This window comes from Planctopirus hydrillae, assembly GCF_001707835.1.
GTDB classification, from domain to species: domain Bacteria; phylum Planctomycetota; class Planctomycetia; order Planctomycetales; family Planctomycetaceae; genus Planctopirus; species Planctopirus hydrillae.
Genome location: NZ_LYDR01000039.1, coordinates 65099 through 86955, shown reverse-complemented (window position 1 = coordinate 86955; position 21857 = coordinate 65099). Strand labels below are relative to the sequence as shown.

Here is a 21857-nt window from a genome sequence, read left to right as displayed (position 1 = left end):
AAGCACTTCTAAGGTAAGGCACTGGTCTCCAGAAATTCCAGAAACCTGGCCTTCTCCTGCTGGGCCAGTGCTGTGCTGCCCTGAAGTTTGACAAACCACGTTCGATCTCCGCGGGGCAAAACAGCCCCCAGAATCGATTGTCCTTGGGAACCTTCAATCTCAACGAGCTGCGCTGGGCCATTGGCAGTCTTTACGTTTTTCAATTCCGAAGTGAGGGCTGCAAGTTCAATCGCTGGCATTCCCACCTGATCACGCCAGCGGTTGATGTTTTCCAGCAACCCGCCCGATTCGCCAGCCAGATCAATCACGGTGATCTCGACACGCTCATCCCCGCGTGTCACTTCATAAGCTGCCTTGCGAAAGGCATTCAACTTCCCGGGTTTCCATTCTGCGGGTGGAGAGAGCTTGATCTCTCCTTCCACCATCTTCTGCACCTCATTGACTGCCGGCGGCTTCGTCTGGCCTGTTTCTGCTGCGGGCCGATTCCCACCGGGAGCAGCCCCGGGGGCCGGCATACCACCCATCATCCCCTGGCCTTTCGCCCGGCTGCCCTGCATCAGCACGAACACGACCTCATCGTCCCCCTGCTTTTCGGTGGTCTGAGAAACCGAAGAACTCTCCATAGGCCCGATCCCCAGTTGACCTTTCCATCGGGAAAGATTGGCATCGAGCTGTGATTCCCACTGTTCGGGAGCACGAGGTAATGAAGAAACCGTCAACTCAATGGGGGCTCCCGCTGAATCTTTCATGACGAGTGTGGCAAAACGAAACTGATTCCCCGGGAGCTGTGACCAGCCATCTGGAAGCGTCCATTCGGGATTCCCTCCATCGCTGAACTTGACGCTGGCGACAAACTCTTTCCATTTCGTCGCCAACCCTGCGACCGCTTCCGGAGAAGCTGTCGCTTTAAAGAACCATGCCTGGTTTCCTCGTGGCCAGATGGCTCCCCAGGTTGTCGCAGGTTCAAGTTCCACCTGCGGTGCCTGAGGAACATCGACATTTCCCCGCTCGACAAATTCGGGTCTGGTCACTTCGTACTGGCGAATTCCCGGTGCCTCGGGGCAGCCTGCCAGTAAGCTCACCACCATGCAGAGAAAGATCCAGTGAAAGTACTTCAGCCGATGCTCAGCCTGCAGGAGACGATAAGCCATGTTCATAGGTGTTGAATTCATGTTGCGTAGGAGTCAGGTTGGCAAGGCGGAGGACAGCGATCACATGCCGGTGGCAAGTGAGACCGTGCGATTGTGGCAAGTTCAGGCAGGTTCAGATCACCCCCAAAATGACGCAGTCCTCATGACGAGGTCTTGCGAAGAGACTGGCGGAGATCCTCATTTCTTATAGAATTCTTGTTGGCGAACGTCTTCAGTCACTCACATCCATCAGGATGAATATCTCATCATCCCTCAGATCGGCACTTGCTGATTATAACCCTTCTTGCGGTCGCTCACCTACGGAACAAAGCCGCCCAATCCGGCAGATTCTCAAGAATGGGTTGTCATCGCGACAGGCTCCGTCTGGTCAAATGCTACGTAAAGTCGCAAAAATGAACAAAAGAGCACACCACTTCGACTTCACCCCTCTTCGAGCAGCCCTGTGAACACTGTTTGTGTACGAATCGCGAATCGTGGCGCTATACAAACTGTTGACACCTCTGAACAAGCCGCACCACAAATCGGCCATATGGCGTTTTTTGTCAACATTGCATGGTTGGCTGTAATTCGATTCAAAATAAAGACTTACGCGTTACCGACCGTTCCCGGATTCGCTTTTTGTGTGGGCCAATTTCAACACGCTGGCATCATGCGTGCATACCCATCGATGCGTCGGGTCGCCACGCCCGACACGCGGTAAGAACTCGCCTTTGCTTCAGTCGAAGCGACGTCATCAATGATGAAGTTTGCGGCTGAACCCTTTCGGACTTCAGAGAGTTCGCTCTCTTCTCGTCAATAGCTGCGCAGCGTGTGCTTTGTCGGCCGGCAATCACACAACCCGTTCGTCTGATTCTTGAGGTTGTGCCCTCGGGAATCGCAAACAGCTCGCCACAGTTGTTTGCAGCAGCGTGATCACACGCTGTGCTGGTGTCTCATCTCAACAGTTCACACAGAAAGTCTCACACATGCTTCGTAACCTGCTCAACGATGAAAACGGCGCCATCATCAGCGCTGAACTCGTCCTCGTCCTCACCATTCTCGTCATCGGCGTGATCGTTGGCCTCAGCGAAGTCGCTGTTGCTATCAACACCGAATTGAACGACCTGTCGAACGCTATCGGCCGTCTCGACCAGAGCTACTACTTCACAGGCTTCAAGGCCATTTCCCCTAAGTTCAAGAGTGCAACCGCTGGTTCACGCTACAACGACGAAGTTGATGATTGCGATCTCAACGGCACATGCGAAATCGTCTGCGGCGCCTCGACCGTTGCTACAACCGAAGGCGGTTCAATCTAGTTGAATTGCCTCTTCGTGAGGCGGTTTGCTGGAACACCAAAATTCACTGGCAGACAATTGTCTGTCAGTGGATTTTTCATTTGATAAGACAGTTTGCGGCACTTCGTATTCACGTGGCAGGTCGATCCCGGCGTGTATATCGCAGAGCGATCCACTGGCTCAGTTTTCTTACAGGCCGCAGACGTGAATGATGCCAGGCTCCCTCATGCAGCCAGCCGAATCCAAACAGGCAGCCGATCACACAAAACACGATCAAACCGCTCCGCAGGGACTGATCTGTCGCAAAACGTTCAATCCAGAACTCTCTCCAGGTCTGCGCGGGTGGTACTGGCAGTTGGGGAGCGGGTGGTTCTAAGGGATGTGCCAACAGCAGATCTTCGGGAAGTGGATAACGCTCTTCGTTCTTGCCGATCCCACCCAGTTGAGAACGGGCCAGTTCCGCTTGAAATCGCTCATCGTGCTCCAGGGCCTTGGCAATTTCCCGGAGAGATTGAGTCTGTTCCTGGAGAATGACCAATTCCCACAGACTCTGCTGATACTGCCTTGTCAGCACTTCCCTTCGATGGAGCTTGGGAGAGAGCACCAGTGTGGCAAACGAGAGGCTCACCAATGCCAGCAGAATCCAGAAGGCAAACGACATCAGAATGGATAACGCTCGCGGAGCTTCAATCATCGCCCGTGCAGCAGCAGCATCAAGGCCAGTTCCACCATTCAAACACTTAGCCTCGACCTGTGCCGCCTGTCCGGGCTCAGCAGGCTGTGGAAGATTTTCTGCAGAATTGGTGGCCTCAATGGTGCTCATTGGCAGACTGCTCGGCGAATTCGAGCAGTCTGCATGAGTTCAATTGACAGGCGTGGACATCACTTGCTGCGAATGTTGTGCAATGTGTCTTCTAGGAAAAGTTGACCGTCTGGCATGACTCCAGTTTTGGATATCACGCCGGTCTTCAGGGCAATTCGCGGATCCGGATATTGCGGAATTCTACGGGGGCCCCTTCCGATTCGAGGCAGAGAAATCCGGTCGCGGGTTCGCACTTCTCACCGCCCGAAACTTCCTCACCATTCACCCACAGGCGGATCTCGCCATTAATCGCCCGCACGTAGTAGTGGTTCCACTCGTTAATCCCTTTGCTGAGGTTTTTCCTCGGGAACGATCGCTGACCATTGGGGGCTGTGGGTGGAAAAGGCTTCATCTTCGATGAACCCACAGGAAAGACATCCCCATGCGAAGTAAACCAATCGGCCTTCTTTCCGGAAGACTTCTCATACTGCTCGGTATAGCCATGATCGAGGACCTGGACTTCAATACCGCCGGGGGGAAGTTGTCCCGGCTTGATGCTGTTCAGTGCCTGTTCGCTGGCCCATACGAAAATTCCTGAGTTTCCACCAGCACGCAGATGCTGCCACTCAGCCACCAGTTCAAAGTTCGTGTAGGGTTTGATCGAGCGAATGACACCCACCGGCTTGCCCGTGCATTTGACCAGTGAACCATCCCAGGCCCAGGTATCCTCGTAGCAATTTACGTTGGTGAAGTCTTCTTTGCCCAAAGCCCTCCAGCCCAGCCCAACGCCATCGATTTTCGCCACCACACCAGTGGTGGCGACTGTCTCCTCAGCCACAGCCGTTGGCAGATCCGAAAACATGATCCAGCCAGCCGCAATCACGGCACAGCGACCGATCACACTTTGAAAAATCATGCTTCGAAACCAGGGTGTATTTCTCACAAACTGCCCATCATTTCTGAAACCCAGGTGCCACAATAAAAACCAGTCAGGCCCATTGAACACAATCGAAAGAAGGTGGCTCCAGACTTCTCGGCCCTCTGGAATCTCGACTCAATACAAAATCGAACGAGACTGCACAGACAGACTGCCACACCTCGTGGACTAGAGCAAGAGGATTGATAAAAATCGTGCCAAAGAGAGGCGGGTTGACCAGGTTTCCCGTCCCGTTGAACACCACAGATCCAGAATCCATACGCAGATCAGTGTCCAGAACCAACCACAGATTTCACGGTCTGTCTATCAGGACCTGTCTCTCGGAGCCTGTGACAAGCAGAACTTACCATCCCACTGAGAAACCTCTTTACTCGCTCGTGGCACTGGTGGCAGGAACTGGCGGATTCAAAGGCGTGGCTGGCACGACGGGGACACTCTGGGCGGCCGGGAAAAGTTTTTCGGCTTGCCGCACCGCCTCCTGCAAAGCAGTCAAACCCTGCTCGGCTGCCTGCACATGGATCATCTGCTGAGAGATCGGGCTGACCCCTTTGGCACGCCATTGCGCGAGGAGTCTTTCGACACGTTCGATCACTTCATCTTCCTGATTCCAGACCGACTCCCAGATCGGCTTGAGCCCGGTCGTTTCAATCCCACTGATCCCGGAACTGACGGCACCACTGCTGCTCGATGCCCCTTCTTCGCGATCGGATTCTTCACTGCGTTCGGCAGGTCTGGCTTCACTCGCCACCTGCGATCCACTGACTGCCGATGTTGCAGTCGTTGATGCCACCGCAGTCGATGCCGCGACCGGAGTGTCGTTGGCCGTTGTCTGCTGGCGATAGTAGACCTGGCGCAGTTGACGGGCAGCGACGCCCACAGGCCCGCCTTCTTTTTCACCTCGCAGATCGGCACTCACTTGTCGTATGCCCACCCAGCAGGGGACAGCGATGGTGAACTTGGGATCTCCCAATCCCGCCCACATGGTCGTCAGCAGCGGGTTTTCTCCAGGCTTCACCCCATGAAATACGACAAACGACACAGTCGTCGTCCTGCTGATCGTATTTTTTGTTTCAATGAATGGAGGAAGTTCTTCCTCGGGCGAATTCACACTGCCCGCACACGGTGTTCCTGAAGCATCAGCGAGATCGCGGGCGACGTGCCGCAGCAGATAGCGTACATCGAGAGGACCACTCTTCTGATCGTCATGACTCTTAAAAGGCTCCTCCAGAAGCTCTCGTGCGCGAAAGTATCGCTCAGCCGAATAAACATCAGCGAGGTCAGCCCGTGAGGGATGGTCGCTTAATACTGGGCTGGAAGTTCCACTGCTGCTGAGCGATGCATTTTTTCCAGTAATGGAAAAGTTGGACCGCACCACAAACCCGTGAGGGGCGACCAGTGGATCATTCGCATCGAATTTGCGATAGCTGGCACGCGCTGTTTCAAACAGCACTGCGCCGCCCTGGGCATCGATCACACCGAAGTTTGCTGCCGTTGAACGACCGGATTGATTCGTCTCTTCAAGAAGCTTCTCAACATCTGCGACCGTGGCACAATCACGCAAAACTTTGAGCATGAAACTGCCATTTCCCAACCCCTTGGCAGTCTTGGGAAATGCCAGATCATTCGTGACCGAATTTTCTATGCACAGACCGGCACTGTTGACACCCATCCAGATCGATTGACGGGCGCCGGCATTCACCACAGCCAGCACCTTGTACCGGCCATCTTCGATGAAAACGAGCTCATTACGGAAATTGGGGGCATCACGGTTCTTCCACAGGAGTGGTCGCCCATCGCGTGTCGCTTTCCCGCTAATCACTGCCGTTGTGCAGGCCAGTGCTGTGGTTTTAGGCAAAACTGTCGCCAGGATCAGCACGCCTAAAGCCAGCCGCAGCCCTTTCAAAACTCGCTCCATTCCCGGATTCCTGAGACCCACTGGATTCAGGTGACTGTTCAACCGCCCACCTCGTTGCCGAAAGAAAAATTCAATCGCTGGAGATTTCAATATTCCCCGACTCAGATACTCAATTCCTGACGGCATAGAGGCCTCGATGAATGTGGCTGTATTCAGTGCAGAATTATGTATTCGTTCATATTCCCAATGAAACCATTCGCAACAAATCAAATGCAGCAAGGATTGTTCCACTTTCTCGGGGGAAGACTCTGTTTGTGGTTCTGATGAGCGTGGTGCCACTGCCAAGTTGCGCTGTTCTCAATCTCGACGATTCACTTCTGGCACCCGATCAATTTCTCAATTTTGCTGGATCCTCACTCTGCAAACTTGGCATGTCTGGCGGCGGCGTGAAACAATGTGCTCCGAGCATATTTCCCCACGACTGCACTTAAGCCAGGCATTACGATTTTGGCCAGCTTGTCGATCAACACCAGCCCTTTAAATTCAGCTACGAAAAATCGTGCTGAATTCCGAGGAGACGCGCTTTCACCCGCACCTGCCCCTCAACCCAGAGAATCGGTGCAGTGGCAACTTCTTAAACCACTTCTGGCCGTTCTCATCACGGGATTTTTCCTCGCCTCGCTGACAAATGCCTGGCTGGCCATTGTAACTGCCAGAGCCAACGAATCGGCCCGCATCAACGAACTCAGTGCCAGCTTGCAAAAAGCGTCATTTCCACTCAATGCCAGCGTCTTCAAACAATTGGAGGAACTGACGGGAGCCCGATTTGTCGCTTTCGCTGCTCCCTCGTCCTCACAGAATTCGATCATTTATCAAAGCTCACAACTTTCCCTCGAAACCAGTCCATTGATCATGGCTTCCTCTCCCTCCAATGGGCTTTCTTCCCGACCCCAAAACATCCATGCTGGAGGCGAACACTGGCTCACCCGTACGATCGAGCGGCCTGTCGGTCTCCCTCAAGGCCCTGCCTCTCAACTGATGATTCTTTTGCCAGTCGAGAGTTGGCAAAGTCTCTGGTGGCGAGCTGCGATTCCTCCTGTGCTGGCTGGGACTTTGGCCGCCTTTGTCTGCGTAGTGATTGTCATCTGGATCTCGAGGCGACTCACTGGCCCGCTGTTGGACGTGGCCTCCCAGACCACCCAGATCGCTCAGGGAAATCTATCATTACTCCCTGTTCCCCACCGCAATGATGAAATCCGTGATCTCATCGTTAATGTGAACTCGATGTCCCGGGAGTTAGTGCAACTGCATCAATCAATTCGTCATGGCGAACAGCTCAGAACATTGGGGCAACTGGGGGCTGGCTTCGCTCATCAATTGCGGAATGCCGCTCTCGGGGCTCGAATGGCTCTCGAATTCAGCGAACGTGGCGATTCGTCATCCAGCGATCTTGAATCTGTGCAGATTGCTCTGGCTCAACTGCAGCGCATGGAGTTGTATCTGGATCGCTTTCTAAGACTCAGTCAGCCCGATCGATCTCACTCCCCAGAGGAAAACTCGGGCCATGTTTCTACCAGTCAGACGATGATCCGCCTCGGCGGACTGGCAGACGGAGTACTGCAACTGATTGAACCTCTGGCGAGACACCAGCACGTGAAGCTGCATAAAGACACTTCAACATTCTGGGAAGTTGAAGTCCGAGGTGATCTCGTCTCGCTGGAGCAAATGCTGTCGAATGTGGTGATCAATGCTCTGGAAGCCGCCTGTTCGATGGAATGGACTTCAGAAGCCAAGGGCCAGCCTGGTGCTTCATTCAAGTTCCAACCGACAGTCGTTCTCAAATGTCTGGCCTCAGATCACGAAGTGGAACTTTGTGTCTGTGATAATGGACCCGGGCCACAGGCGAATGTTCAGCAAACACTCTTTCAACCATTTGTCACCACACGTCCTGAAGGATGCGGACTGGGCCTCTCTGTGGCTCAGGAAATTGCGACGGGTCATGGCGGTGAGATCACCTGGAACCGGCAACTGGAACCCGATGGCACCATGTGGACCATCTTTCGCATTCGCCTCAGGAAGCAAAGATAAACCTCGCCAGCGAAAACTTTTCTTACGGAGTGAACGCAGCGGATTCAGCTCGCTCGCGAGGCGGCAGCCAGCTCTTCTTCCAGACCTGCCAGATTCTTTAATATCGGTTTCCAATCGGCTTTCACAAACAGTCGCACACGTTTGACGAAATCGTCAAACTGCGTTCGCGCCAGAGCATCGACCACGGGCGAAACTTCCTGCAAAGGCTGGTAAGTGCCTGTTTTGGGCGACCAGATCGTCACTCGAAATTCGACTTCTTTATGCACAGGCGGCGCATCCAGCAGCAGATCTGTAGGGCCTAATGCCTGACCAGTTTTTGCAGAAAGCCTGTCGGTCAACCGCTCCATCACCTGAACCAGTTCTTCGTAGGGTCGGCCAGCCAGCATACGATACAGCTCAGGTGATTGATGCTCGCTGAATTCCAGCACACGCTTGTGCAATTGTCGGCGTGGTCCGAAGACACCTTCCATCAGTGGTGCCACAATTGTGCCCTTCGCTTTGGACCGCAGTTCCTGAGTCACTTCCCATTCGCTCTTCTCAAAAAATGCAGCCAGATCGAGCTGATGTCTCAGCTCATAGAACGACCGGCTGAACATGCACGTCGCCGACCTGACGGCATGGTGCCAGTAAACCTCACTGAACATCACATACCGCGCAAAGACCATCAGTTCGGCAGCCGTCCGGCCTTTGGCACTGATTGCCAGCCCATCGCCGGCCTGGTTAACAACCAAAGAGCGGATCAATCGTTGACGATCAAAGTTTCGCCCATAAGGGACACCGGCATGCAGGCTGTCCCGCTCCAGGTAATCCATCTTGTCGATATCGACCGGGCCGGAAAGGATCGACCTCAAGAGATTGAGTGCCGGCTCATCGGTTTTTTTGACTAACAGATCGAGCACTTCTTCGGGCTCAATCTTCCACTGATTGAGCAGGACCTGACCGATCTCTCGATCGCGTGAAAGAAACTGAGCCGCAAAATGCTCATGATGGGGAATATCCGGCAGGTCGAGATCTTCAATCGGGTGGCAGAATGGCCAATGCCCCAGATCGTGCAGCAAGGCGGCTGCCAGCAACATCTCGGCATGCCGGGGCGTGACAATCGCCTGGAAACGTTCATCGCGACCGAGTTGCCACAGGTATTCCAATGCGTTCTGGAAGACGCCTAGTGAATGCTCGAAGCGAGTGTGTGTGGCTCCCGGATAAACCAGCGATGAAAGCCCCAGTTGTGAGATATGTCCCAGCCGCTGAAACTCGGTGGTATCAACCAGAGCACGGACTCGATCTGTGAAGGGGACATCCTGCTGCATCGGGATACGAACCAGTGGCCCGCTTCCATGAAGCCCAGCCAGTTCTGGAATGTCGAGATAAGGATGTCGCATGGTCAACGATCACCTGAAATTCCCGAGGCAGTGTTCTTCAATTCGTAGGGTGCATGCAGTCCTCGGAATGCACCAATAACAGGTAGTGTTTGTAAGTCATAGTAGGGCAGGCTCCCGCCTGCCGATTGAGTATTTCTACAGTTCTTGACGTGAGGGAAGTGAGAATTGGTGCATTGGCATGCACCCTGCATGCCTACTCAACGGCTGGTTGGATAATCCCCATCTGGACCAGTTTTTCGAGGCATTCATCACGCTCTCGACTGCGCGTTAATCCGGCCCATGTAGGATCCTGCACTGCCAGAAAGTCGTCTTGCGAATAGGGTGGCACGAGCTTCATGGTACTGGCTCGTTCGGCCAACCGTTGAATCATGCCCACTTCGAGACGGCTGAGGAACATGCCCTCGAAGCGGTAATCCAGAAACGCTTCCCAAGCCACAGGAAAGAGGGGCCGAATGATCTGCTCGCCAATCGTTTTGGCAAACGTCCGGATCTCATACTGTGCATGAGAATCCATGCGTAATGAAAGAAAGCCCAGCAGATTGTGCAGATCGACTTTCCAGTAAGCCTCGGTGTAGGTGCAGAGCGGCAGATCTTTGCGAGCCTGCTCACGGGCCACACCCTGAGCAAGACGCGCTTCGTATAACTCGCGAGCCGAATTCTGAAACTGCTGCTCAGCCGCTGTGAGTTCGGCCCCAAGTTCAACTGGTAAAAAACCTTCGCTCCCCTGGCGATTCGAGGTGGATTGACTCCGCCACTGATCGGCAGGCGTGGTTTGGGCGGAATCGATCGCGACCGAATATCTTGTGCTGTACTCGTTGACATTGGCTGTCCGATGACGGATCCATTGTCTCCAGCAATCCATCGGGACTCGCACCAGCAACTTGACCTCGGCCATTTCGAAGGGTGTCGAATGGCGGTGCCGCATGAGATAGCGGATCAAAGTCCGGTCGTCTGAAATCCGTTTGGTTCCTTCGCCGTAGCTCACGCGGGCGGCCTGCACAATCGAGGAATCGTCGCCCATCACGTCGACGAGGCAGACAAACCCGTCATCGAGGACCGGAAACTTCTTCCAGCGGAGTTCTTCCAGAAGTGCAGTTCTCGAAATCTCGTCGGGGGTTTGATCGCTGTTCGCCATGAGTCTGTCTCTCCGCAATTGAAAACCTGGTCGCGGGAGTATGGCGAATCAGTCCGGGATTTTCATGCAGAGCAGGTCGTCATTTCCCAGCCCGTGCTATTCCGACGAAAGAATGGTCTCGGAGACCCCGAAGCGGCCTTCGACACATTTCAATAAATCTTTCAAATGTGGCTCGATGACGCGATAGAAAACTTTGCGCCCCGATTTTTCACTCGTCAGAAAACCGCACCTTTGCATCAATCGCAGATGTTCCGAGGCCATAGCACTGGGCAAGTCACAGGCCTGCGCCAGTTCGCTCACTGTAAAATCTTTCTGCAAAAGCATTTGCAGAATCCTCAAACGATGAGGATGAGCCACAATCTTGAGGCACTCGGCGGCCTCAGACAGTGCATCCAGCGGAGTGAGTTGAAGTGGAGCCTCAGTGGCCATGAGCAGGGCCTTCCATGAAACAAAACAAAAGTAAGTGTTGAAACGTATACAATAAAGGGGGCATTTTCCAGTCATTGAGTTCGAATTGAGGACGGGTCTTCGCAAACTATTTCTTCAATCCAGTTTTCACCGAACACCTGGCTCATCACTTCAGCACGTGAAATCCCCGCCTATCAGCCACCCCATCACCCAAAAACCACTATAACCATTGATCATTTAGAGACTTGCAAGCTGCAGCACTCTCTGTCGCCTGATTACCAGTTCCTCAGTTGTTCGACCTAGCCAAAACTTCATTTTTCTTCGATAACCCAACATGGCTGTCAATGACGCAGAACCCATCGTTCATGCTCACACCTGTTCACATTCCAGACAGAGCCATGTTATGAGCCAAGCGCTGATCGAGGCTCTCACTTAGTAGTTCTCTTAGCAGCGTCGCAATCTTTCAGGTTGTTTTCAAAATGTCTGCCCACGAGTGGGCCTGGTAACACGTTGTTGATCAATTCCTCGCACATTCCCGAGAAACTTCTGGCGAATCCATGGGACAAAGGTGGTTCGCCAGTCTGGATTCACCTGATTGGTGTTTGCGGCAGTGGTTTGCGCTCGTTGGCAGAGTATCTGCTGGCCCGAGGTTTTTATGTGACAGGTACCGATGAGCAACTGCCGACAGCCGGGCTGAGTGAACTGCTTCCACGAGGGCTGGCTTATACCCGCCAGAAACACTTGCCCCGGGCGGCCATTCATTCACCAGAGGCTGCAACGCTAGAGCCTGGCGTTTCCTTTCCCGAATGGGTGCGACTTACATCCCATCCGGAAAACAGGCTCCGTCAATCGATCGAGACCATTCCCGATCTGATCATCCACAGTGCCGCGATTCCATCAGCAGATCCCGGATTGCAGGCAGCCCAGCAGGCCGGCATCCCGGCGATTCCTTACCACATCGCGCTCGCTCACCTCATCAATGCCAGTCGCGGCCTGTGTATTGCCGGTACTCACGGGAAAAGCACCACCACAGCCATGGCGGCCTGGATGCTCTCCAGTTCGATCGCTCCTGAGACTACAGATTCAAAGGCCCGTTCCAATCATCCGTGGCGAGCATCCTTTATCATGGGTGGGGAATTGATCGCACCTCTCAGCTTATCAATGCCCGATGAGGCCAAGGCCACCTGGCATCGATCTGGCAGCTTTGTGGAAGGGGACTGGCTGATCGCTGAGGCTTGCGAGTACCGCCAGCACTTCCTCGCTTACGAGCCCGAACTGGCAGCAATACTCTCTTGTGAGCCCGATCACTTCGATTGTTTTGCCAGTGAAGCCGAACTTGTCGAAGCCTTCTCAAAGTTTGCTGCCCGTGTCAAACCAGGTGGCAGGCTCGTCACAGCGGCGGATTCTCCATTAGCACTTCAGGCTGCCGAGAATGCGCGAGCACAAGTCGAAACGTTTGGCCTCTCGATGGGGAATGCAAAATACCCTCACTGGCAGGCTCGCCAGATTCAACTTCTTGGTGCAAAGAGTCGGTTCGAGTTGTTTTATTGTGGTCAGCACCGGGCGAGCGTCCAATTACAGATTCCGGGCAGGCACAACATTCTCAACGCACTGGCAGCTCTGGCTGTGACCGAGCAGACGGGTTGCCCACTACCGCATCGCATACAGGCACTTGCCAGCTTTCAGGGAATTCGCCGCCGGTTCGAATGGAAGGGCCTCTGGCGTGGTATCCACCTGATCGACGACTACGCGCACCATCCGACGGCTGTGATCGAAACTTTGCGTACGGCGAGGCAGATCTTCGGCTCCCGGAGAATCGCTCTCGCTTTTGAGCCTCACCAGGTCTCACGCCTGCAGGCACTGCTCCCCGAGTTTGCTCAGTCGCTGGCTCTGGCTGATCAGGTGCTCATGGCCCCGGTTTTTGCAGCCAGAGAAAGCAATTCTGCTCTTCAGCACTCGTTGATTCAAGAACTTGCCCAACGAGTCCGTTCGGCAGGAATTCCTGCGGAAGTCTGCGGCACACTTGACCATCTGCGGTCATCCGTAGAGCATAAGGCGGGCACAATCGATGTGCTGATTACTGCGGGCGCTGGCCATATCGACCGGATTCACTATGAGCTTTCTCGAAGAATTCCACGACATTCTCAAACGCGACGAGCCACTGGCTCCTTACACCTGGATGAAACTGGGTGGCCCGGTGCAGTACTTTCTCGAACCGCGTAGCGTCGAAGAACTCGTCGCTGTGGTCAAAGCCTGTGCTGCCCAGCAGATCACAGTCCGCGTTCTCGGCGGTGGCTCGAATCTCCTCGTGCGGGATGAAGGCGTCAGTGGCGCTGTCATCAAGCTCACACATGAGGCCTTCCAGCAAATTAAAATCGAAGGCACAACGCTGGTCGCTGGCGGTGGTGCACTTCTTTCCAATGCCATTTCGCAGGCTGTCAAAGCCAGCCTGGCCGGGTTTGAAAATCTCGCGGGAATTCCTGGAACAATTGGCGGTGCACTGCGTGGCAATGCCGGTGGCCGCAATGGCGATATCGGCCAGTATGTCAGTTCCGTCAAAGTGCTGACGATCGACGGTGAAATCATCGACCGCTCGGACGATGAACTCTCTTTCGGCTATCGCCAGAGCAATCTCACGGAACTCATCATTCTTGAAGCCACGTTCCAGCTCATGGCTGATGCACCGGATGAAATTGTCCGCCGCCTGCGAAAAACCTGGATCATGAAAAAATCATCACAGCCACTCGCGGCTCAATCGGCAGGCTGCATCTTCAAGAATCCCCGCGGTCTTTCGGCCGGTTCCTTGATTGAACAAGCCAACCTGAAGGGAACCCGCGTCGGTGGAGCCGAAATCAGCGAGCGGCATGCCAACTTTATTGTCTCGAACGGAAATGCCTCCTCGGCAGACGTCCTGCGACTGATGGATCTCGTACGAAGCAAGATTTCCGAACAGTTTGCAGTCGATCTGGAGTCAGAAATCCAAATCTGGTAAATCTTCGTGGCTTTGGCAGTCGATGCGTGTACAGCCGTATGTTTTACCGGCAGTTCAAGCACGCCTGTTGGCCAATTGACGTTGATGACCAGTCTTCTTCGAGAGATTCATTTCGGCAGATTCTGCCACTGCTCAGCCTCTACTTTTGAGCAGTCAGATTTTGCAAAGGAAGAGTTTCAGCCGTACAGCCCAGGTTTGAAGATATGCGGGTTGGAAAGCATCGGAGATGGAAGACATCAGGGCTGGATGACATCGTAAGCAGAAATCGCTGTGCCAACATGACGTTTGCCAGCATGGGAAGAAGTTAGACTCAGGTTCGAGAGAACAAAGACTCAGGGAGGAGTCGGTATGGGAGTTTCCCAACCATGGATGGCAATCACCTCAGCCATGGCTCAGCATGGGGTTGACCTCTGCCTGGGCCGATGGGCAGCCAGACTGTTGGCGGCCAGCCTGTGGGGCGCGATCGCCTTCCATCAGCTTCCCGGTCTGTACGCTCAGGAGCAGATCCCGAGTCAGGAGCCGCCTGTCTCGGCATTAGGTGTCGAAAACAGCAACTCAGCCCCCCGTCGTCTGATGGGCCACGATTCGCTGGTTCCCCAGCCGGCAACAATCATCACCGCCTCAGGTGCCGCGCCGACGACTCCCACAAAAGCAAAACATTACATCTTTCAGGTCCAGGTCATCGAGGTGGATGAGCAGGGCGTACAAACTGTGGTGGCGACTCCCCGTATTCAAACAACAGGAACCCCCTCTGGTTTTGTCACCGAGAAGCCCGACGGCCAACGCTTCGAGTTCACTGTCGCGGTTTCCAACTCATTCAATCGCCCCGCAGAAGTTTCCACATTGCCAGCCGCCATACCACCTGCAGTCGCTGCTGCACCCGTGGGAAGCGTTCAGGCTCCCCGATCATTGGGAGGGACAGCTGAGCAATTCGCCGCCATGCCTCAAATCGGTAGTAGCCCGACTCCCGATGCAAATTCCACTCTCGAAACGGAACGAAGTCAGGCCAAAAATCTCGCGTTCCCTGATCTTCCCGATCTTCCGCCTTCTCCTGTCAACGCTGCTCATAGTCGCCCCAGGGCATTCATTCCCAATGATCAAGCGGCACCTCTGGCTTCAAGCGATGTAATGGGAAGCTCTCCCAGTTCTGCTTCCAGTCCAGGTTCTGTGGGCCGTGCTCCGGCTGGTCAAACCGAACCGGTGATTACTTCCGAAACAGTTCTTGATCGCTTGTCGAAAAAGATCACGGTCAGCCTCACCAACGAAACCCGCCGCTCGGCTCTCCGCAAAGTGGCTGAAGAAGCCGGAGTGAATATCGTCATCGACCCTGCGGCACTGGTTTCGTCCCGGCCAAAACTTGACGACACCGTCACCTTGAACATTGCTGATCAACCAGCCGATGAAGTGATCGAACAACTTGTCGCAGCGGCCGAACTGGCCTATGCCGTCAAACATGAAATCGTGTTGATTGGCCATGCAGAACAACTCCGGCCAAAACCGGAAGATTACTTCGTGAAGACCTATCCTGCGGGAGAGCTTGCTCCGCTGGTCAATGGTCAACCCGATTTCGATGCACTGGTCAGTGAGATTCAGGCCAGTGTCCAGCCGAAATCATGGAAAGGCCCCAACAGTGGCAGTATCCGTGTGTTTCAATCAACCGGAGCACTCGTCGTTCGACAGACAGAAGCGGGCCATTACGCACTCGAGAAATACTTAAAGAAACGGGCGATTCGCTGATCACCGTCGCCATGTGATCCGTGAGTCAAGTGATCTGATCGACACGCTTCTTTCCGCAAGGTGCTGGGAATGTCACGCGGGAACCTACAGTCTGCTGCCACGAACCCACCGCGATGGAACATTGCCTTGCTGGCTGGTGGTGATTCGGACGAGCGGACAATCAGCCTGAGAAGTGGGCAGGCCGTTTCTCAGGCCTTGCAGGAGCGTGGTCATTTCATACTGCCCATTGACCCCGCCATCGTTTCGCTCAAGGGAATGGATTGGAACGGCTTCGATGCGGTCTTTATTGCCCTGCATGGACGGTTTGGCGAAGACGGCGGTGTGCAGACATTGCTCGAAGAATCCGGAATTCCTTACACGGGGAGCAGCAGTCAGGCTTCCCGTCTCGCGTTTGATAAACGCATTGCCAAACAGAATTTTGATCGCATGCAGGTGCCGACTCCCGCATGGTGCGAACTTTCACCTCACGAGTCTTTCGACAGTTTGCTGATGAAAGCCCGGGAACTGGGTTGGCCTGTGGTCATTAAGCCCGCATCGCAAGGATCGAGCCTGGGCGTCTCGATTGTCCGCCAGCCAGAGCAACTTCAAACCGCTTATGAAAGGGCACGCCATTACGATGAAGCCCTGATTATGGAAGCGGCGATTGTGGGCAGCGAATGGACCGTCGGCCTGCATGACGACGAAATCCTGCCACCGATCTGTATCGAGACAGACCGCGAGTTTTTCGACTGGGTCGCGAAATACGAAGACGATCACACACGTTACATCTTCGATAAACCTCTCCCGGCAACATGCCGACAGAAGCTGGAAAACGCCTGCCGGGGAGCCGTCCACGCTCTGGGTGTGACTGGAATCTCACGAGTCGATCTGATGCTCGATGCGGCAGGGAACCCCTGGGTGCTGGAAATCAATACCATTCCCGGATTGACCGATCACAGCCTCGTCCCCAAGGCGGCTCAACAAGCCGGTTGGACTTTGGGAGAACTGTGCGAAGAGTCCATTTACCGCGCCATCCAAAGACGCCCCCGCAGACCTCACTTACTCAGGCGTGCTTCGTTCTCGACTCAGGCTCGGCAAAGGCCTCAATAGTCTTAGACGAAACAACCGGCCACGAAGTCTTGAGCGGGAGGTCAATCATAAACTCTAATCGCTCAAGCCATCGAGGAGTTCAGCAATCGACTGAGGGCGCCGTATGACAGCCTTCTTGAGTGCTCGGTTGACGACTTTCGCCAACCTGGTTTCTTCGGCAGTGGTTTGCGTTTCCATGATGACGACATCTTCTTCATCAAGCGTCTCGACTATCGATTGCTCGACTTTCTGGTGTGGCCCCCTGCCAAACAGCAGATAGAACGCGAGAGCACCGAGGGCATAGATGTCCGTCGCCGGAGTGATGTTTCCAAAGGCGGTCGAAATCTGCTCAGGTGCAGCAAAGCCAATTGTTCCGCCAGGCGAGACGAACTTTAAGTCGGCATTATCGCCCCGTGTTTTTGGATAACTTCTTTTGGCAAAACCGAAATCAGTGACAACGACACGACCATCGTGCGCAATCAGGATATTGGCAGGTGTGAGATCACCATGAATGACCCCTGACTGATGAGATGCTGCGACCGCGTCGCAAACGTTGATCAACCACTTCCATCGAGTGGAAGCATCTGCCATTGAACAATTCGTTAATGCGGAACCATCAATGTATTCGCTTAATAGATATGGTCCACCGTGAGGAGATCTTCCCCAGCCAAGATATCTGACGATGCCCGGATGACGAATCTTTGAAGCGAGATCAATTTCCCGGAGAAAGGACTCCTGAGACTCGGGTTGAGCCCATAGACTGCGGTGCATGAACTTCACAGCAATCAGTTGACCGTGAGGCTGCCATCTCGCTCGATAAACTTTCCCAAGAGCCCCCCTCCCGACAAGCTTACCAAGCACAAATTGTCGATACGTGATTTGAGGTAGCGAAATCAATCGATTGAACTGTGGTTCTTCAGCGGGGAATTCAAACTCATCTGCCCATTGTGCAGCGATCAGGTTTCGCAAAGTCGATAAGCGCCGGCGAATCGTCCTCTCATCGACAGCGCATTGCTGTGCAATTTCTTTCTGAGTCGCATTTTGCAGGAGAAGTTCAAGAAGCTGTGTTTGATTATCATCCAGTTGCGAGCGGAGATCGATCAGCAGTTCCTCAAGTTCATGAGAACCGGGCGAAGCTGGGAAGTTGTTTTCGACCTGCTCAAATGAGTATCGCCTCCACTGGCCACCTCTTTTGCTGGCGTCTTCCCGTTCAATTGCCCGGGATAACTTGCGGCGGGCAAAGAGAGCGAGAAGATCCCAGACAGATTTCGTTGATGTCGGATTGACTGGACACTTTTGTTGATCGCGAGTCGTACGGAAGAAGCTCACCAGTGCTGACTGCACAACATCCTCTGTCGCGATTCGGTGGCGATACTGAGCCGATAAGCGAGCACTGATCATGGCCATAAGTCGAATCTGATACCGCGCAACAAGTATTTGCGCAGCGTCTTGATTCCCTGAAGCCCAAAGTTTGACCAGTTCCGCACCAGATTGATCGTGCAGATCGATTTTCGGATTTTCTGATGCTGGCATGTCCGCTTTTTCGTCCAGTTTCTCATCTCCTGAGCAGACGGTTTCCAAGTCCCGAAGTTCGAATCGGAGAAACTCCCCATGACGATGGTTGTGACTGAACCTTGCATAGGTTGCAAAGACAAAGCCTGCCTTGTGGTCTGCCCATGCGACTGCTTCCATGAAGATGCGGAGATGGTCTACATCAACCCGGAAGAATGCATTGATTGTGATGCGTGCGTCGGCGAATGTCCCGTCTCTGCGATTTTCCACGAAGACAATGTGCCCGCACAATGGCAACACTTTGTGGAGTTGAATGCTCAGCGGTCACGAGTCTGTCCACCTGCGAAACCGTGACCAGATTTACAAATTGAAAAAAAGTCGACCCGCTTGGCCGGGCTGCGGTCATGCAATTTAAAACAGAGAGGCCCGACCAATCCGGCCAGGCCTCTCTCGAATTGCTCTGATCATCACCAGCCGTTTACAGCGTCCAGCCTTCGCGGTAAGGGCGGTTGATGATGGCGTCGGCTTCGGGAGTGCCGGGGCACTTGAGATTGACGGCATCCCAGGCAATGGGCTTCTGCATGCGATAAGCGAGGCAGCCCAGCAACACAGTCTCTGTCAGTGGCCCGGAGTAATCGAACGAACAGGTTGTCGGCTCGCCCGTTTTGCAGGCCCTGATCCATTCCTGATGGTGTCCAATGGAGCGAGGGATCGTTGGTGCGGGTGGTTTGAAATCGGCAAACTTCTCTTCGGGATAAAGCTTGTAGCTGCCGTAATCGGCGAACATTTCGCCTTCACTTCCCACAAATAAAACACCCGAACCAGGCACTTTACGACCACGAACTTCCTTGGGCGTCATTGTGCCGTCGTACCACTTGAGTTTGCACGCGGGCTGACTGCCCACCGCGGGGAATTCGTACTCGGCTGTCATGCCAATGGGTGCTGTCTGCAGATTCAGAGCTGGCCCTTCGGCTGTGATTTTCGTCGGGTGCTTCAGCCCCAGTGCCCAGAAGGGAAGATCCATGTAATGGCAGCCCATGTCGCCCAGCGTGCCATTCCCAAAATCCCACCAGCGGCGCCAGTTGGCTGGAACATAAGTGGGGTGGAATTCCCGGAAAGGTGCCGGTCCGACCCAGGAATTCCAATCGAGCCCTTCGGGAACCGGCGGAAACTCCTGGGGAAGCTCGCCACCACCCCAGCCTTTACCAACCCAGACATGCACTTCGGTCACCGGGCCAATGGCACCACTGCGGATGATTTCGACCACTCGCCGGTAGTTTTCACCGGCATGAATCTGCGTTCCCATTTGTGTGGCGACTTTGGCAGCGGCAGCCGTCTCCTGCAAAGAACGGGCTTCAAACAACGAATGCGTTAACGGCTTTTCTGTGTAGACGTGCTTGCCTTGTTTCATGGCAATCGAGGTGGGTGCTGCATGTGTATGGTCGGGTGTGCTCACCACCACTGCATCGAAGAAATCGGGCGTATCAAACAGTTTTCGATAGTCGGAAAACTTCCTGGCATTCGGGAAGAGTTCGAAGGCTTTAGCGGCGCGACGGAAGTCGGCATCGACAATCGCAACGATGTTTTCACTGGAGACACCCATGAGGTTCTCGTGCCCGCGTCCGCCCGGGCCAATGACGGCAATGTTGAGCTTTTCATTGGCAGAGCGCGAGGCTGAGAACGCCGGGCGGGAGGTGACAAAACAACCCGCTGCCAAGGCGGCAGAAAGCCCTAGAAACTGGCGTCGGGACGATCGAACCGATGGATTCATGGATGGCGAAGTCATGTGCTGTGGCTCCCAAGGTGAGGGCGGAGGTTCATCATACGGGCGGGTCGAGTTGTCCGATGACAACCGCGTGTGCAGATGGCGAGTGATACAACGAAGCGTTGGTACAAAGTTGCTGATTCGCTGTACTCGCAGAATCCTCTGGTTTGCCGACTTCAAAGTCAACAACTCTCTTGACGATTTACGACAGACAAACCATTCGCACCGGATCGCGATGGAGCTTCATTCAGGCTTCAGGATCGACCGCTACACTGCTGGCAGAGCGAATTCGTAACGCTCGAAATCACGTGGTGCAGGATTCTGACATCCAGACCTGAGAACTGAAAAATTCCTCAACACCTTGGCTCATCTCTGGTGTTGAGGAAAGACGTTGGTCGAGTCTTTTCAAGGAGTGACAACAGATGAGAAAATGGGCTGCCTCGATACTTCTGTTAACTGGCCTGGCTGTCAGTCTCCCCAGTTCCGGCCTGTCTTTTGCCTGGGGTCAACCACCTGAAGGTGATCGCCCAGCTGGAGATCGTCCGGCTGGAGATCGTCCGGGGCGTCCTCGCCCGGAAGGTGACAACCCTGATCGACCTCGTCCAGAACGTGGCGGGCCAGAACGTGGCGGGCCAGAACGGCCCCGTGGTGAACGTCCAGAAGGACGCGGGCCTGAAGGACGAGGACCAGAAGGCAGAGGTCCAGAGGGACGCGGCCCCGAAGGCAGAGGGCCTGAAGGACGTGTGCCCGAAGGTCCACACTGGCTTCAGGGAGAGGCTGTCACAGTCAAAGGCGAAGTCGCCCGGATTTCGGAGAACATTCATGGCGACGTTGATGGCGTGATCCTCAATGATGGGACTCGCATTGCCTTGCCGCCGCATGCGGGAAATCGACTCAAGGAGCGTCTGGCAGTCGGGACACTGCTCAAGGTCGATGGACACAAAGAACGCACACCACGAGGTACGGAGCTTGTCGTGGCTCGTGCTCTGACTCCTGGTGATGGTGAAACCATTCAGTTACCGCACCCCCCAACACCTCCTGGTCCTCCAGGTCGTGGACCGGAAGGAAGAGGCCCGGAGGGTCGCGGGCCTGAGGGTCGTGGACCTGGGCCTCGTGATGAAGCCGGTGGCCCTCCTCGCGGACCACGCGATGGTGGCCCGGAAGGGCGTGGGCCTGAGGGGCGTGGGCCGGGGCCTCGCGATGAAGCTGGTGGCCCTCCTCGTGGACCACGTGATGGTGGCCCAGAGGGTCGTGGGCCAGAAGGGCGTGGGCCAGAGGGACGCGGGCCGGGTCCGCGTGGAGAACGACCCGAAGGACGCGGGCCGCGAGAAGATGGTGGTGGGCCTCCACCACCGCGTGGACCGCGCGAAGAACGTCCCGGCCCTCGTGAGGGTGGTCCGGAAGTTCGACGTCCCGAGCGACCCGGTCCATCCACTGCAGAACTGCTCGAACAGATAGAACTTCTTCGAAAAGAAGTCGCTGAGTTGAAAAAACGCTAACCAGGTCCACTGTTCCAACCCACTGTCATGCCAGACATCCACCCTGAAGGGAATCGTTTCTCGAACGGGTGAAAACCGATGCCCGAATGTCGGTGGGTAGGAATCGTTCACATTCTCTGGATGCCATGTTGCATTGGTTCGACAGTTTGCCGGCTGATGGGTGCTGATCAAGAACTGCTGGCGGCCACTTTCCGCGTGTCGCCAGCAGTTTTTCTGTCATCCGCCCAAGGGAACCTCTACAACACATCCATGACC

At 54.6% G+C, this 21857-nt stretch carries 17 protein-coding genes; 8 read left to right on the top strand and 9 right to left on the bottom strand.

All coding sequences use genetic code 11. The features are described from left to right. Window positions 1–8 precede the first annotated feature (8 nt). On the bottom strand, window positions 9–1172 hold the full coding sequence (locus A6X21_RS03520; protein WP_131818176.1) for a hypothetical protein: 1164 nt from the start codon (window positions 1170–1172) through the stop codon (window positions 9–11). Between the two features lie 944 nt (window positions 1173–2116). On the opposite strand from A6X21_RS03520, the gene A6X21_RS03510 reads away from it, so the two are divergent. Further along, window positions 2117–2446 (top strand): hypothetical protein, encoded by a 330-nt coding sequence (locus tag A6X21_RS03510; protein WP_068846571.1) that lies wholly within the window; start codon window positions 2117–2119, stop codon window positions 2444–2446. Window positions 2447–2555: 109 nt separating this feature from the next. On the opposite strand, the gene A6X21_RS03505 is transcribed toward A6X21_RS03510, so the two are convergent. The 3 genes from A6X21_RS03505 to A6X21_RS03490 form a co-directional block, all read right to left on the bottom strand. Further along, a complete protein-coding gene (locus A6X21_RS03505; protein WP_068846125.1) occupies window positions 2556–3248 on the bottom strand; it encodes a hypothetical protein in 693 nt (230 codons plus the stop codon). Between the two features lie 145 nt (window positions 3249–3393). Continuing rightward, window positions 3394–4143 carry a 3-keto-disaccharide hydrolase gene (locus tag A6X21_RS03500; protein WP_068846570.1) on the bottom strand — a complete coding sequence of 250 codons (750 nt, stop codon included), beginning with the start codon at window positions 4141–4143 and terminating at the stop codon, window positions 3394–3396. Between the two features lie 388 nt (window positions 4144–4531). Next, window positions 4532–6079 (bottom strand): C45 family peptidase, encoded by a 1548-nt coding sequence (locus A6X21_RS03490; RefSeq protein WP_131818175.1) that lies wholly within the window; start codon window positions 6077–6079, stop codon window positions 4532–4534. A gap of 396 nt (window positions 6080–6475) precedes the next feature. Between A6X21_RS03490 and A6X21_RS03480 the strand changes: the two genes are divergently transcribed. Next, the gene (locus A6X21_RS03480; protein WP_068846121.1) at window positions 6476–8107 is read left to right on the top strand and encodes a sensor histidine kinase; all 1632 of its coding nucleotides are present in this window, start codon (window positions 6476–6478) and stop codon (window positions 8105–8107) included. 44 nt (window positions 8108–8151) lie between these two features. Here the strand turns inward: A6X21_RS03480 and A6X21_RS03475 are convergent, their stop codons facing one another. From A6X21_RS03475 to A6X21_RS03465, 3 genes are all read right to left on the bottom strand, one after another. Next, complete coding sequence (locus A6X21_RS03475; protein WP_068846120.1) at window positions 8152–9486, bottom strand: HD domain-containing protein; 1335 nt, start codon at window positions 9484–9486, stop codon at window positions 8152–8154. A gap of 193 nt (window positions 9487–9679) precedes the next feature. Further along, on the bottom strand, window positions 9680–10621 hold the full coding sequence (thyX, locus tag A6X21_RS03470; RefSeq protein WP_068846119.1) for an FAD-dependent thymidylate synthase: 942 nt from the start codon (window positions 10619–10621) through the stop codon (window positions 9680–9682). Between the two features lie 96 nt (window positions 10622–10717). Further along, window positions 10718–11050, bottom strand: a complete 333-nt coding sequence (locus tag A6X21_RS03465; RefSeq protein WP_068846118.1) for an ArsR/SmtB family transcription factor — start codon at window positions 11048–11050, stop codon at window positions 10718–10720. Between the two features lie 492 nt (window positions 11051–11542). Here A6X21_RS03465 and A6X21_RS03460 point away from each other — a divergent pair, with 492 nt between their 5' ends. From A6X21_RS03460 to A6X21_RS03445, 4 genes are all read left to right on the top strand, one after another. Next, the gene (locus tag A6X21_RS03460; protein ID WP_131818174.1) at window positions 11543–13252 is read left to right on the top strand and encodes a UDP-N-acetylmuramate--L-alanine ligase; all 1710 of its coding nucleotides are present in this window, start codon (window positions 11543–11545) and stop codon (window positions 13250–13252) included. Continuing rightward, the gene (gene murB, locus A6X21_RS03455; RefSeq protein ID WP_068846116.1) at window positions 13143–14021 is read left to right on the top strand and encodes a UDP-N-acetylmuramate dehydrogenase; all 879 of its coding nucleotides are present in this window, start codon (window positions 13143–13145) and stop codon (window positions 14019–14021) included. The genes A6X21_RS03460 and murB overlap by 110 nt, the downstream gene beginning before the upstream one ends. A gap of 348 nt (window positions 14022–14369) precedes the next feature. Beyond that, on the top strand, window positions 14370–15758 hold the full coding sequence (locus tag A6X21_RS03450; protein ID WP_068846115.1) for a hypothetical protein: 1389 nt from the start codon (window positions 14370–14372) through the stop codon (window positions 15756–15758). A 69-nt stretch (window positions 15759–15827) separates the two neighbouring features. Beyond that, the gene (locus tag A6X21_RS03445; protein ID WP_068846114.1) at window positions 15828–16847 is read left to right on the top strand and encodes a D-alanine--D-alanine ligase family protein; all 1020 of its coding nucleotides are present in this window, start codon (window positions 15828–15830) and stop codon (window positions 16845–16847) included. 54 nt (window positions 16848–16901) lie between these two features. Here the strand turns inward: A6X21_RS03445 and A6X21_RS03440 are convergent, their stop codons facing one another. Beyond that, window positions 16902–18359, bottom strand: coding sequence for a protein kinase domain-containing protein (locus A6X21_RS03440; protein ID WP_068846113.1), 1458 nt, complete (start codon window positions 18357–18359; stop codon window positions 16902–16904). A gap of 78 nt (window positions 18360–18437) precedes the next feature. Between A6X21_RS03440 and A6X21_RS25470 the strand changes: the two genes are divergently transcribed. Next, window positions 18438–18692, top strand: coding sequence for a ferredoxin family protein (locus A6X21_RS25470; RefSeq protein WP_068846112.1), 255 nt, complete (start codon window positions 18438–18440; stop codon window positions 18690–18692). A 124-nt stretch (window positions 18693–18816) separates the two neighbouring features. Here the strand turns inward: A6X21_RS25470 and A6X21_RS03430 are convergent, their stop codons facing one another. Next, window positions 18817–20124: a Gfo/Idh/MocA family protein gene (locus A6X21_RS03430; protein ID WP_083233373.1), complete on the bottom strand. Its 1308-nt coding sequence runs from the start codon at window positions 20122–20124 to the stop codon at window positions 18817–18819. Between the two features lie 401 nt (window positions 20125–20525). Between A6X21_RS03430 and A6X21_RS24525 the strand changes: the two genes are divergently transcribed. Then, complete coding sequence (locus A6X21_RS24525; RefSeq protein ID WP_165603671.1) at window positions 20526–21602, top strand: hypothetical protein; 1077 nt, start codon at window positions 20526–20528, stop codon at window positions 21600–21602. Window positions 21603–21857 lie beyond the last annotated feature (255 nt).